We start from the raw sequence: 13,612 nt of genomic DNA, 5'->3' as shown, positions 1-13,612 counted from the left end.
CCCGGCGCGCGATGCACGCCAACCACCTAGGCCATAAGTCATGCTCGCGTTCGCCGCGCGAAGGGCTATGGTGGTCGGCACTTTTTCAACCGGAGCATTCTCATGCACTCCATGCGATGGATATTCGCCGCCGCGTTCAGCGTCGGCTGCGTCGCCTGCAGCCAATCAGGCCACGAGCAGGCAGCCAACAAAGCCCCGGCCACGCCGGCCAGCACGCCCAAGACCGCCGCCGCGGCCCCGGCCAGCGCGTCCACCATCGGTATCGACCTGTCGGCAATCGACCACTCGGTCAAGCCGGGCAACAATTTTTTCCAGTACGCCAATGGCGACTGGCTGAAGAAGGCCACCATTCCCGATGACCGCTCCAGCATCGGCGCCTTCCTGACCATCTACAACAAGACCCAAAAGCGCGTCGACCAGATCATCCAGGATGCCGGCAAGGCGCAGCCGGCCGCGGGCAGCAATCAGGCCAAGATCGCCGATTACTACGCCGCCTACATGGACACCAGCGCCATCCAGAAGGCCGGCCTGAAGCCGCTTTCCTCACAGCTGGATGCGATCAAGGGCATCAAGAACCGCGCCGATCTTTCGCGCGTGCTGGGCAGCCGCCTGCGTGCCGATGTGGACCCGATCAACGCCACGCATTTCCACACCGACCACCTGTTCGGCCTGTTTGTCACCAAGGGCCTGAACACCTCGTCGAAGAACGTGGCCTACCTGATGCAGGGCGGCCTTTCCATGCCCAGCCGCGACTATTACCTGTCCAGCGACAAGGCCATGGCAGGCTTCCGCGACAAGTACCGCGACTACGTCACCGCCATGCTCAAGCAGGCGGGCGTGAAGGCCCCGGCCAAGGCTGCGCAAACCGTCATCGCGCTGGAAACCAGGATCGCCAACGCGCAGACCAGCCTGGTCGACAGCCAGGACGTGCACAAGGCCGCCAACCTGTGGCCCGCCGATGCCTTCAAGACCAAGGCACCGGGCATCGACTGGAACGACTTCTTCAAGGCCGCCGGCCTTGCCGATGTGAAGCAGATCGACGTGTGGCAGCCGCATGCGGTAACCGGTTTGTCGAAGCTGGTGGCCAGCCAGCCGCTGAGCGCCTGGAAAACCCTGCTGACCTTCCACACCCTGGACCGCTACGCCTCGCTGCTGCCCAAGCCGTACGAAGAGCTGGCGTTCGAGTTCCACGGCCACACCCTGCAGGGCGTGCCGCAGCAGCAACCGCGTGCCAAGCGTGCCATCGACGCCACCAGCACGGACCTGGGCGATGCCGTCGGCCAGATCTACGTGAAGAAATACTTCCCCGCTTCGTCCAAGAAGCAGGTGCAACAGCTGGTGAAGAACATTCTGGCCGCGTTCGATTCGCGTATCGACACGCTGGACTGGATGACGCCGGCCACCAAGGCCAAGGCCAAGGAAAAGATCGCCACGCTGCGCGTGAGCGTGGGTTATCCCGAGCACTGGCGTGATTACAGCAACCTTGCCATCAGTGCCACCGATCCACTGGCCAACCACCTGGCCGCCGAGAAGCACGAGTACGAGCACCAGAAGTCCAAGATCGGCACCGAGGTCGACCGTGGCGAATGGTGGATGACGCCGCAGACGGTGAACGCGGTGAACCTGCCGCTGCAGAACGCGCTCAACTTCCCGGCAGCCATTCTGCAGGCACCGTTCTTCGATCCGAACGCCGACCCGGCCGCCAACTACGGTGGCATCGGCGCCATCATCGGCCACGAGATCAGCCACAGCTTCGACAACACCGGTGCCGAGTTCGATGCCCAGGGCAACCTGGAGAACTGGTGGACGCCGGCCGACGCCAAGCACTTCCAGGCCGCCACCTCGGCGCTGGCCAAGCAGTTTGACGGCTACGAGGCGCTGCCGGGCGTGTACGTGAGCGGCAAGCAGACGCTGGGCGAGGACATTGCCGACCTGTCCGGCCTGACCGCCGCCTATGTGGCCTATCACGACTCGCTCAACGGCAAGCCGGCTCCGACCATCGACGGCCTTACCGGTGACCAGCGCTTCTTCCTGTCCTTCGCCCAGAACTGGCAGTCGAAGATGCGCGAAGCCGCGCTGCGTCAGCGTCTGAACACCGACGTGCACGCGCCGCCGCAGTTCCGTGCCGAAACCGTGCGCAACCTCGATGCCTGGTACAAGGCCTTCAACGTGCAGCCCGATGCCAAGCTGTACCTGCCGCCGACCAAGCGTGTGCATATCTGGTAACGGCGAGGAGCGAGTGGTGAGAAGTGAGGAGTGGGAGATGGGCTCCTTGCACCACCTTCGCACATGAAGAACGCCCGGTCCGTTTGGGACCGGGCGTTCTTCATGGCTATATCAGCCAATCGCTTGAGGTGAGCGCCCAACGCTACCAATGCGCCGGAATGACAGGGCGGCGAGCGCTGGCTGGCTATCAAGCCAGCTTCTTGGTCATGAAGATGCGGCGGGTCCCGGGCGGATCACAGGCAATTTCCCCGAACGCCTCCCAACCGTGGCGCTGGTAAAAACCGGGCGCCTGGAAACTGATGGTGTACAGCACGGCCGCCTTGCAGCCTCGGCGACGCCCTTCCTGCTCGGCCATTTGCAGAATACGGCTACCCAGCCCCTGCCCACGCAACGACGCCGGCAGATGGAACAGGTCCACGAACATCAGGCCAAGCGAGGTGCGCCCGGTCAGGCCACCGCGCACCTCACCCGAATCGGCGTCCCTGACCAGAACGGCCAATGGCCGACGATCCTGGATGGCTGCAGCGTCGACATTGAATTGGTCCAGGTCGTCGCTGATGCGCGCTATCTCGGCAGAGCTCGGCGCATCGGTGAGTACCAGCTCGGGTTGCCTGTTCATGCCCATCCTCCTCGCCGGTCATGGACCAGCATTCCATGCGAGCGTCGGGCCCGCCGCCCGGTGACCGTCCTTCGTCGGCGCATGCGAAAACTTGAACTTGACGCTTGGCGTAAGGCGACCACTTAACCACTCACGCCCAAGCCATCGATAGCGCGGATCGGCGCGGTGTCGAAGCCGGCCAGTTCGGCAAAGCGCAGGCCGCGCGCGGTGTAGTCGCGGAACTGGTCGAAGCTGGGTGCACCGGGGGACATCAGCACCGTGCCGCCGGCCGGTGTGTGCTGGCGTGCGGCATCGACGGCGGCGGCAAGATCGGCCACTTCCCCACAGGCGACGCCCGCCGCGCGCAAGGCGCGGGCGATACGCTGGCCGTTGGCGCCCTGGCAGAGAATGGCGTGCGGTGCGTGCTCGGCCATGGCGCGGGCAAACTCGCTCCAGTCCAGGCCGCGATCGTGGCCGCCGACGATCACCGTGACCTTGGCATCCTCGGCAAAGCTGCGCAGCGCCGCCAGGGTGGCTTGCGGCGTGGTCGAAATGGAATCGTTGATCCAGGTCCGTCCATCGCGCTCGCCCAGCGACTGCTGACGATGCGGCAAGGCCTGAAAGCGGGCCAACGCCGGCACCGCCGTGCGTGCGTCCAGCCCCATGTGCTCCAATGCCGCCAGCGCGGCGCAGGCATTGAGTGCGTTGTGCGCACCGGGCAACGGCAGCTCGGCGATGGCAAACAGGCGGTCCGCATCGCGGCAGATAAAACCATCAGCCAGATGCCAGCGCCCTTGCCCACCGAACAGCTGGCGCCCGGGATGCGAAGCGGTGCGCTCCAGCAGATCCGGTTGCGTGCCGTTGACCAGCAGCGCCTGGCTGACGTCGGCCAGCGCCAGCTTGTCGGCCATGTAGTTTTCCGCCGAGCCGTGCCAGTCCAGATGCTCGGTGTACAGCGAAGTGATCACGCCCAGTTCCAGCGCGCCGGCCTCGCGGGTTTGGAAGCTGGAAAGCTCGATCACCCAAAGGTCGGCCTGCGCCTGTACCAGTTCCAGCAGCGGCAAGCCAATGTTGCCGGCCAGCGCGGTGCGCACACCCAGCGCGCGCGCCAGATGCGCGATCAGGGCGCTGGTGGTGCTCTTGCCCTTGGTGCCGGTGACGGCAATCACGCGTGCATCCGGGCGCTGCGCGAACCACAATGCGGTGCCGGAACTGACCTGCGTGCCGCGCGCCCTGGCTTCAAGCAATGCCGGCGTGTAGGCGGAAATGCCTGGCGACTTGAGCACGATATCGAAACCGGCCAGCGTGCCCGCGTCGGGTGTTTCGGTTTCGATCAGCAGCCGCTCGGGCGGCGCCATCTCACGCGCAGCGGCCGCTTCGTCGGCGCGGCAGAACAGCGTCAGCGGCGCGGCATCGACACCGCGCCGCGCGAGCAGAAAATGGAGCGCTGCACGGCCTTCGCGCCCGAAACCCCAGACCGCCAGCGGGGCGCGCTTATTCGCCACCCACAATATCCAGCGCGGCGACCAGTCGCGGCGGCACCAGATGATGCGGCGAGGCTTGCAGCCACGGCGCAAGATCCAGGTTCTGGCCGCTCAGCTGCGGCGCGATATCGCGCGCGAAACGCTTGACCAGCGCATCCTCGGCCCACTCCGGACGCTGCGCCAGCGTGGCCATCGCCGCGCGCGCCTCGGCGCCTTCGCCAACGCACTCGAACGGCTTGTGGTCCTCGTATTCCATCAAGGCGTCGAAGCCGGCTGCCTGCGTTTCGTCATCGAGCAGGTTGCGGCCGAAGATCGACAACAGCCGCGGCTTGGGCATGAACGGCGCCAGTGCCAGGAACACGAAATGGCACTTCGGGCACTGCCCGCACCAGCGATCGGCCGGGCGCGGCCCGAGGATGCGGAAATTGCGATTGCAGCTGGAAAACACATCGCCGTAGTCGTTGCCCAGACGCGCGAAGGCGCGGGTGATGGCCAGCTCCGAATACGGGCGCAGCAGCGAGCAGTAATGCAGATCGGCGGCCACGCGCTGATGCAGGTAATGATGCAGCGTGTGCTCGAAGGTGAAGCCCTTGCTCCACTGGTGATTGACCTGCCGGCCTTCGTATTCCAGCGTGGCGGCCGAGGCCGAACGCTCGTTGGCGAAGGTGATCGAGTCAAAGCCGTAGAGCACGGCGGCGACGGCCAGAATGGCCGAGTTCACCGCCGTCACCGGGATGTGGCCATTGTAGGCACCCAGCCGGTTCAGCTCGAACAACAGCGGCGACAGCTCACGGCCGATATTGAGCCGCGGCAAGCCGGTGCGCTCGGCACAGGCGGCAATCAGTGGCGAGTTGCCCACCCAAACGGCGGTGGCCTCGGCGCCTATGCGCTTGAGCGATTCGACCGCCACCAGCGAATCCTTGCCGCCACCGATAGGCACCAGCGTGCGCTGGGGCAAGCCCAGTGCCGGCGCGGCATCGATGGTCTCCTCATGACGCGGAAAACGCACGCGCTCGTGCATTTCCAGGCCGTTGCGGTAGCCAAACTCGGCCAGACCGTGCTGGTACAGCGCATCCAGCAACTCGGCGGTAGCCGTGTCCGGCTCGCCGTCGTCGACCTGGATCTGCGTGGTGGCGCCTGCCTTGTAGTAGCTGACGCCAGCCACTAGGTGAAGCAGGCGCAGCGCGGCTTCAAAGGCGGCCTGACGCTCGGCCGGCAGCGCCGGCGCATCCGGAAAACGGATACGCTCGATCAGCTCCGGCCCGCCATCGAAGGCGTAGACCAGTTCGGCCACGCCATTGGCGTAGCTGTGGCGGACAAAGTGGAATACCTGCGCGTCGCGCGGGTCGGTCAAGGCAGTCATTCGATCACAATTTCATCGGCAGCATCACGCAGATTGTAATGCGAAGCCATGACCGCACCGTAAGCGCCGGCCTGGGCAATCAGCATGACGTCACCTTCGTGGGTTTCGGGCAGGCGGCGATCGTTGCCCAGCACGTCGCCCGATTCGCAGATCGGACCCACCACCTGGTACAGCGTGGTGCCGGCATCATCCAGCCGCGACAGGTTCACGATCTCGTGCCAGGCGTCGTACAGCGCCGGGCGAATCAGGTTGTGCATGCCCGCATCGGTGCCCAGATAGCGCACCTCGCCCTTGGCCTTGAGCTGAGTCACGCGCGACAGCAACACGCCCGACTCGGCCACCAGGTAGCGGCCCGGTTCCATCCACAACTTGTACTGCGGATAGGTGGCCTTGACCTCACTGAGCACGCGGTTGAGCTCGATCATGTCCAGCGGTTGCTCGCCCGGATGCGAAGGCACGCCCAGGCCACCGCCGATATTGAGGATTTCCACGCTGCCGATGCGGTCGGCCAACGCCGCAAGCTGGCCGTAGACCTCGCCCCAGTGCGCGGCATCCAGGATGCCCGAGCCCAGGTGCGCATGCAGGCCCTTGATGCGCACGTTGTGGCGCTCGGCGCATTCGATGAAGCGGCCCAGATGCTCGATCGGCAAACCGAACTTGGACGAGCTGCCGCCAGTGCGCACCTTCTCGTGATGGCCCAGGCCACGACCCAGATCCACGCGCAGCATGATGGCGTGGCCGGCAAACACTTCGCCCCACTGCTCGATGGGGTGCAGCGCATCGAGCGTCACCGAGGCCGAAGTGGCCAGCGCCGTGACGTAATCCTCGCGGCGCGCGAAGTTGGGCGTGAACAGGCGCGGCGTGTCGGCCGGCACAGCCTGATCGATAGCCTGCAATTCGCCCGGCGACACCGACTCCAGCCCCAGCCCTTCGGCGGCCAGCGCCTTGAGAATCTGCGGATGGGTGTTGGCCTTCACCGCGTAGTAGCACTGGTCGACCGCGTCCAGCGTCTTCAACGAGCGCGCGCGTTCCAGGATGGTCGGCAGGTGGTAGACGTAGCGCGGGCTGCGCTCGGCGGCCAGGTTCATCAGCCGCTGGCGCTCACCACGCCACCAGCCGGGCACCATCTGCGCCTCGCCACGACCGTACAGCGCCTGCCAGGTTGGCCCGAACTGCACATCGTCGTCACTGCGCAGGCTGCCCGAACGCAGCAGCAACTCGTGCAGGCGCGGCAACAGCTCGTCGACCACATCCTCGTCGACCACGAAGGTAAGGTTGAGGTTGTTGGACGACTGCGAAATCAGGTGCACGCGCAGCTGCCCGAACTCGGCCAGCACCGAGGACAGCTCATGCAGCATCGAGCGCATGCCGCGGCCAACCAGCGTGACCGCCGCGCACGGCGCGATCACCTTGACCCGGCACACCTTGGCAAGATCGGCCGCCAGCGCCGCCACGGCATCGGAATCGAGCAGGTTTTCGGTAGGGTCCAGCGACACCGTCACGTTGGTTTCGGCCGAACCGATCAGGTCCACCGACAGACCGTGCTTGGTGAACTGGTTGAACACGTCGGACAGGAAGCCGACCTGCTGCCACATACCCACCGATTCCATCGACACCAGGGTGATGCCCTTGCGCGTGCTGATGGCCTTGACGCTGGTCACCGCCTCGCGAAGATGCGGGCCAATCTCGGTGCCGTCCAGCTCGGGCCGATTGGTGTCCTTGATCAGCAGCGGCACGCGCGGCTCGCGCAGCGGCGACAGGCAACGCGGATGCAGCACCTTGGCGCCAGTGGAGGCAATTTCCTGCGCTTCCAGATAGTCCAGGCGCTTGAGCAGACGCGCGCCTGGCACCTGGCGCGGATTGGCGCTGAACATGCCGGCCACGTCGGTCCAGATTTCCACACGTGCCGCCTTCAGCAACGCACCGAAATACGCCGCCGAGGTATCCGAGCCGCCGCGTCCCAGGAGCACCGTGCGCTCGGCATCGTCACGCGCAATGAAACCTTGCGCGATGAACACCTCGCCCTGCCCGGCCAGGCGCGCCTGCAGCGCGGCATCGGGCGTGGCCTCGACCATCGCCGAGAGCAGCCGCGTGCGCTCGTTCTGGTTCGGCAGCGCCACCGCTTTCAGGCAATCGCGCGAATCGACCCAGGTGGTGGGCAGGTGCTGGGCGCTCAGAAACGCCGCGCCCATCGCGCTCGAAAGCAACTCACCGTGCGCCTGCACCTGCGCCTGCCAGGCCAGCTCCTGCCCGGCGGCCGGGCCGTCGGCGGCCAGATGGGCCAGCGACTCAAGCCGCTCGGCCACACGCGCTGGAAGCTCGATGCCCATGTCTATGGCCAGCGCGTGATGGCGCTCGGCAATGGCGGCAGCGGCGTGTTTTCGTTTCCCCCCGTCCATCTCGGCACTCAGCGCTTTCAGCGCATCGGTGACACCGGCCAGGGCCGACACCACGACCAGCACGCGTACGCCTTCGGCGCGACGCGAAGCGGCCAGCTTGCCAATGGTCTGCCAGCGTTCGGCCGTGGCCACGCTGGTGCCGCCGAACTTCATGACCACCCAGGGGGCGTCGGCAGCAAGAGGGGAGAAATCGCTCACTTGGAACTCGTTTGACGGTGGGATAAGACAAGGCCGAACAGGCCCGTATGGCCGCCCAGTGTGCCTGCACGACAGCAAAAGGCAATTGGCAAGGTTATGCCTATTAGGCATGACTTTGCGCGGGCCTTGCGCTGGCCGAAAGCGGACCGCGGGCGGCGCGCGCCGTATCATGGCCGCTTTGATCGCCCCGGAGCCTCTGCCACATGACACCCCGCCGCTATCTGGAAGTGGACGTATTTACCACGCGCGCGCTGGCCGGCAATCCGCTGGGCGTGATCGTCGATGCCGAGGGGCTGGATGCGGCGACCATGCAACGCATCGCCACCTGGACCAACCTTTCCGAAACCACCTTCCTGCTGCCGCCGACGCAGCCTGGCGCCGATTACCGCGTGCGCATCTTCACGCCGCGCCAGGAGCTGCCATTCGCCGGCCACCCCAGCGTCGGCAGCGCCTACGCGGCCATCACCTGTGGCCTGGTCGACGTTGGCAAAAGCGCACTGGTGCAGGAATGCGCCGCCGGCCTGCTGCCGGTCAGCGTGGACGGCACCGATGCCACGCGGCGTATTCGCGTGCAGGCGCCGCGGGCCAGTTTCGATGGCGTCGACCGTCACGATATCGAGGCATTGCACAAGGCGCTGGGCGCGACCTCGCGCGGCACGCCGCTGGCGGTGTGCAACGGCCCGGTGTGGATCACGCTGGATCTGGAGCAGGCCGGCACCGTGCGTGGCCTGGTGCCGGACATGGGAGCCATCGCCGAACTGTGCCTGGCGCTGGACGCGGTGGGCGTGTGCGTGTTCGGCGCCGATGAGGGCGACGCGGCGATGGCCGTGCGCGCGTTCTGCCCGGCCGATGGCATTCCGGAAGACCCGGTCACCGGCAGTGCCAACGCCGCCATCGCCGCGTATCTGCAACATGTCGGCGAACTGGACCGCTATGGCCGCCAGTACCGCGCCAGTCAGGGCCGTGAAGTGGGTCGCGATGGTTATGTGGACGTGGCGGTGGACGCCACCGGCCATGTCTCCATCGGTGGCGACTGCGTGATCGTGGTCGAAGGCAAGATTCGCATCTGACCTCGTGCTGGCTTGCGCCGCCCCGGCGCGCGGGTCATGCTCGCGCGCTCTTTGCCCTTTAGCCCGCCTCTCATCCCCATGACTGACACCGCCGCGCACCCCGGATACGTCCGCCGACTCGGAGCCTGGTCGGCCGCCATGATGGTGGTCGGCGGCGTGATTGGCGGGGGCATTTTCGTCAACCCGTCGGCGGTGGCCGCGCGCACCGGTTCCGGCGTCAGTCTGTTGCTGCTGTGGGTGATCGGCGGCGCGCTGACGCTGGCGGGCGCGCTGTGCTTTGCCGAACTGGGCGCACGGCGCCCGCAGGCCGGTGGCGCCTACATCTATCTGCGCGAGGCTTTCGGCGGACTGCCGGCATTCCTGTTCGGCTGGACCATGCTGCTGGTCAACTACTCCGGCTCCATCGCCGCGGTCGGCATGATCTTCGCGCGCTACGCCTGCGCCGCGATGGCGTTGCCGGACACCTACGTCAAACCGTTGGGCGTGGGCGCCATCGTGTTTCTGGCCGGGGTGAACTGGTTTGGCATCCGCGCCGGTGCCTTCGTGCAGAACCTGTTTACCGTGCTCAAGCTGCTGGCCGTCGCCGCGCTGGTGGTCACAGGCTTGGCGCTGGCCGGGGTCGATGGCACCAGCAGCGCCTTTGCCGCCGATCCGGCCCGCGCGCATTTGCCGGCCTGGGCCCTGGTCGGCGCGCTGCTGCCGGTGCTGTTCTCCTACGGCGGCTTTGCCTACGTCAACAATATTGCCGGCGAAATCCGCCAGCCGCAGCGCAATATTCCGCGCGCGCTGGGCTTGGGCATGCTCTTGGTGCTGGGCTGCTACGTGCTGGTGAATATCGCCTACCTGGCGGTGCTGGGCCACGGCGGCCTGGCCGCCAGCGCCACGCCCGCCGCCGACGTGATGGCGCACATGTTCGGCGATGCCGGACGCCGCGTGATTGCCATCGGCATCGCCATTTCTACCTTCGGCTACTGCAACATCGCGCTGATCTGCGCGGCGCGCGTGTTGCAGGTGATGGGCGAGGACGGCGTGTTCTTCCACTCCATGTCGCGCCTGCATCCACGCTGGCACACGCCCAATCGCGCGCTGCTGGGCGTGTCGGCCTGGGCCGTGCTGCTGACGCTGTCGGGCAGCTACAACCAGTTGCTCAACTACGCCACCGTCGGCGACTGGCTGGGCTACGCCGCCGCGGTGGCCACGCTGTTCTGGTACCGGCGCCACCACATCGAAACCACGCCCGGCTATCGTGCGCCGGTGTTTCCGCTGCTGCCGCTGACCTTCATTGCGACGGTGGCGCTGGTCACCGTGATCATGCTGATTTCCAGCCCGTTCAACGTCGGCATGGGCGTGGCCATCATTGTCGCCGGTGTGCCGGTATACGCGCTTTGGCAACGCCTGTTCAGCCAGTGAGCTAACACGCCTGCGCGCGGTCTGACAGAATGGGTAGGAACCTGCGCCCATCGCACCGGAACCTTCATGCTGCAAGCCAAGCAGACGCCACCTGAGTCCATTACGCCAGAAGCCCCGCGCAAGGGCATCGACCTGACCTTGAACGGCGAGCACTTTCGTCATACCGGCGATCCGAAGATGACGCTGCTGTGGTACCTGCGCGACGTGCTGCACCTGACCGGCACCAAGTACGGTTGCGACAGCGACCAGTGCGGCGCCTGCACGGTGATGATCGACGGCAAGCGCGCGCTGGCCTGCGAAACACCGATGGCCAAACTCGCCGGCAGTGAGGTGACCACCGTGGAAGGCCTGGCTGGCGAGAACGGCGGCCTGCACCCCTTGCAGCAGGCGTGGATCGACGAGGACGCCATCCTTTGCGGCTATTGCCAGCCCGGCCAGCTGATGGCCGCGGCAGCGCTATTGAAGATCAAGCCCAACCCCAGCGACGCCGACATCGAGAGCCTGCCCAATATTTGCCGCTGCGGTAGCTACGTGCGCGTGCGCCGCGCCATCAAGCGAGCTGCCAAGGCCATGCAGGGGGACGCGTGAGCGATTCGATTCTCAGGCTGTCGCGCCGACGCTTTCTCCAGGTGATGGCCGGCACCGCCGGCGCGCTGGTGATCGGCATTGGCGAAGTGCGCGCCCAGGATGCACCCAGCGCCGATGTGCCGCTGGCCATGCTCGGCGATGATGTCACCGCACTGGGCCCGTTTCTGCGTATCGAGCCCGATGGCCGCACTCTCATTGGCGCGCGCGATCCGGACTGTGGTGAAGGCACGCGCACCTCGCTGCCTCGCATCATCGCCGACGAACTGGATGCCGACTGGCGCCAAGTGATCGTGCTGCCATTGGGACCGAAGGTGGTCAACGAAAATGGCAACGCGCGCTGGCGCTACGGCCGTCAGCTAAGCGGTGAATCGGCCAGCATCCCCGCGGCCTGGAACGATCTTCGCCAGGCCGGTGCGCTGGCCCGCTGGCTGCTGCTGCAGGCGGCCGTGCGGCGCAGCGGTGTCGCAGCCTCGCAGCTGCGCTGCCGCGACGGGCGCATCAGCGCCCCCAATGGCAAGAGCTACAGCTACGGTGAGTTGGTCAAGGACGCCGCACAACAAGCGCCGCCGCAAACCCCACCGCCACTGAAGGTACCGGCCGACTATCGCTACATCGGCCATGGCGCCGGCGATGTCGACGCGCACGCCATCGTCACCGGTCAGCAGCGTTACAGCAGCGACCGTTTTGACGGCGATCCACTGATCGCAGTGGTGCTGCACTGTCCCTACGTGCAAGGCAAGCTCGATCGCATCGACACCGAGGCTGCGCTCAAGGTGCCTGGCGTCAAGCAGGTGCTGCCGCTGGAACCCGAACCCCATCAGACGCTGGGCAACACGCCGCTGGCGCCGTCCGTGGCCGTGCTGGCTGTCGACACATGGTCAGCGCTGCGCGGGCGCGATGCGCTCAAGGTGATGTGGAAACAGACCGGCCGCGAGGACGAGAGTACCGAAGCCCTGTTCAAGCAGGCGCACGCGCTGCTGGACAGCGATGCCGAGCCGACCACGCATGTCCGCAGCGACGGCGATATCGATGCCGCCTTTAAGCATGCGCGCACCAAGATCGAACAGGTATACGTGCAGCCTTTCGTGGCCCATGCGCTGGCCGAGACCATGACCTGCATCGCGCGGGTGGAAAACGACCAGGCGCACCTGGTGATCCCCACCCAGGCTCCGCAACAGGCCCTGAGCCTGGTGCAGCGCCTGACCGGACTCACGCCACAGCAGATCACCATCGAGGTGCCGCGCGTGGGCGGCGGATTCGGCCGCCGCATCGATCAGGACTTCGTCGCCGAGGCGGTGATGCTGGCCAAGGCTGCCGGCCAGCCGGTCAAGCTCTACTGGAGCCGAGAACAGGATCTGCGCAACGACCCTTATCGCCCGGCCGCGGTACACAAGCTGAGCGCGGCACTGGATCGCCATCACCGCATCATCGGCTGGCGCATGCACAAGGCCAGTCCCTCGATGTTGACCGGACGCGGTGTCAGCGCCGATCGCTTGTGGACCTCGGAAATGGAGCGCGATGCGCTGCCGGCTGGGCTGGTGGAAAACTACCAGAGCAGCTGGTGGGGCCTGGATTCGGGTCTGCCGCGCGGCGAGACCCGCGCCGATGCGCACACGGTCAATACCTTCGCCGAGCAGGCCTTTCTCGACGAGATTGCCAAGGCCACGCGCCAGGATCCACTGGACCTGCGCCTGAAACTGCTGGGAGACAGCGATCGCAGCCTGCCCTACTCCGGCCGCGGCGGCGCCATCGACACCGCTCGCCTGCGCAAGGTGCTGACCCTGGCCGCCGATGCCATCGACTGGAAGAAACACCGTACCAATGGCCACGGGCTGGGCATCGCCTATGCCTACATCTACGGCGCCTACTGCGCGCACGCCTTCGAGGTATCCGTGCGCAGCGCCAAGCTGGTGATCCACCGCGTTGTCTGTGCCGTGGATGTGGGCCGCGCGGTCAACCCGACCGGCCTGGAGGCGCAGGTCATCGGCGCCACCATGGATGGCATTTCGACCACACTGGGGCAGGCCATCAGCGTCGACCAGGGGCAGGTGCAACAGCACAACTTCAAGGATTACCCGATGTCGCGCATGGCCCATTCACCGCGCGACATGCAAGTGATCGTTGTGCCCTCCGAAGCCGCCCCGATGGGCGCTACCGGCATTGCCATGCCCTCGGCCGGACCGGCGCTGGCCAACGCGGTGTACGCCGCCACCACGGTACGCATCCACCGTCTGCCGCTGCTGCCCGAGCTGATGCGCCTGCTGTAGGCCGGCAGC

General features: G+C 66.3%; 9 protein-coding genes. 5 read left to right on the top strand and 4 right to left on the bottom strand.

Going from position 1 to position 13,612, the window contains the following annotated elements:
- Window positions 1-102 precede the first annotated feature (102 nt).
- A complete protein-coding gene (locus HBF24_RS04885) occupies window positions 103-2,226 on the top strand; it encodes a M13 family metallopeptidase (protein ID WP_167169777.1) in 2,124 nt (707 codons plus the stop codon).
- A gap of 187 nt (window positions 2,227-2,413) precedes the next feature.
- Here the strand turns inward: HBF24_RS04885 and HBF24_RS04880 are convergent, their stop codons facing one another.
- From HBF24_RS04880 to HBF24_RS04865, 4 genes are all read right to left on the bottom strand, one after another.
- Window positions 2,414-2,845, bottom strand: a complete 432-nt coding sequence (locus HBF24_RS04880; RefSeq protein ID WP_167169774.1) for a GNAT family N-acetyltransferase — start codon at window positions 2,843-2,845, stop codon at window positions 2,414-2,416.
- A gap of 122 nt (window positions 2,846-2,967) precedes the next feature.
- Window positions 2,968-4,329, bottom strand: a complete 1,362-nt coding sequence (gene murD, locus HBF24_RS04875; protein ID WP_343162714.1) for a UDP-N-acetylmuramoyl-L-alanine--D-glutamate ligase — start codon at window positions 4,327-4,329, stop codon at window positions 2,968-2,970.
- Window positions 4,319-5,671 (bottom strand): UDP-N-acetyl-alpha-D-muramoyl-L-alanyl-L-glutamate epimerase, encoded by a 1,353-nt coding sequence (gene murL / locus HBF24_RS04870; protein WP_167169772.1) that lies wholly within the window; start codon window positions 5,669-5,671, stop codon window positions 4,319-4,321. Before murL ends, murD begins: the two co-directional genes overlap by 11 nt.
- Window positions 5,668-8,223 (bottom strand): bifunctional aspartate kinase/diaminopimelate decarboxylase, encoded by a 2,556-nt coding sequence (locus tag HBF24_RS04865; RefSeq protein ID WP_167170083.1) that lies wholly within the window; start codon window positions 8,221-8,223, stop codon window positions 5,668-5,670. Before HBF24_RS04865 ends, murL begins: the two co-directional genes overlap by 4 nt.
- A gap of 248 nt (window positions 8,224-8,471) precedes the next feature.
- Here HBF24_RS04865 and HBF24_RS04860 point away from each other — a divergent pair, with 248 nt between their 5' ends.
- From HBF24_RS04860 to HBF24_RS04845, 4 genes are all read left to right on the top strand, one after another.
- Window positions 8,472-9,338, top strand: a complete 867-nt coding sequence (locus HBF24_RS04860) for a PhzF family phenazine biosynthesis protein (protein WP_167169769.1) — start codon at window positions 8,472-8,474, stop codon at window positions 9,336-9,338.
- A 78-nt stretch (window positions 9,339-9,416) separates the two neighbouring features.
- Entirely contained in the window at window positions 9,417-10,748 is a 1,332-nt protein-coding gene (locus HBF24_RS04855; protein ID WP_167169766.1) for an amino acid permease, read from the top strand.
- Between the two features lie 66 nt (window positions 10,749-10,814).
- Window positions 10,815-11,336: a (2Fe-2S)-binding protein gene (locus tag HBF24_RS04850; protein WP_167169763.1), complete on the top strand. Its 522-nt coding sequence runs from the start codon at window positions 10,815-10,817 to the stop codon at window positions 11,334-11,336.
- The gene (locus HBF24_RS04845; protein ID WP_167169760.1) at window positions 11,333-13,603 is read left to right on the top strand and encodes a molybdopterin cofactor-binding domain-containing protein; all 2,271 of its coding nucleotides are present in this window, start codon (window positions 11,333-11,335) and stop codon (window positions 13,601-13,603) included. The genes HBF24_RS04850 and HBF24_RS04845 overlap by 4 nt, the downstream gene beginning before the upstream one ends.
- Window positions 13,604-13,612: the final 9 nt, after the last annotated feature.

It is taken from the genome of Oleiagrimonas sp. C23AA, from assembly GCF_011759385.1.
Classification (GTDB): Bacteria; Pseudomonadota; Gammaproteobacteria; order Xanthomonadales; family Rhodanobacteraceae; genus Oleiagrimonas.
This window is presented reverse-complemented; position numbering and strand designations above follow the sequence as displayed.